The organism is Pseudomonas sp. AC083, from assembly GCF_979253165.1.
The window spans coordinates 1-278 of the sequence record NZ_CEEDDH010000110.1 but is presented as its reverse complement, the minus strand read 5'-3'; the positions used below and the strand labels follow the sequence as shown (position 1 = coordinate 278).

The window sequence follows — 278 nt, the reverse complement described above, 5'->3', positions numbered from 1 at the left end:
CGGCTAAAGAGGTCGCCATGCGATGGACAGATGTTTTCGGCATACCGGAAAGCTCGATCATTTCATTTAATGTTAATTGATCGTGAGCGATAAACAGCCGCAAAATCTCCATTGATTTCACAACCGTTTTATTTGTGTTTTGCATCTTCTTCACCTTTTCTAAACGAGAATGCTTCCAGCTTGATTCTTGCGGTAAGCTCCCTCAGTTCTGCTTCTTGCTTAAATAACGCCTGCTCTGCATCCCGATGATCTATTTGTTCAAAATACAGCTTTGCTCC

1 protein-coding gene is annotated in these 278 nt (G+C 42.4%); it reads right to left on the bottom strand.

The window, feature by feature from the left end; all coding sequences use genetic code 11:
• Nucleotides 1-145 (bottom strand): helix-turn-helix domain-containing protein (locus AC0IXA_RS27410; protein WP_471814896.1); only part of this gene is annotated, 145 nt, incomplete at its 3' end.
• Between the last annotated feature and the right edge of the window lie 133 nt (nucleotides 146-278).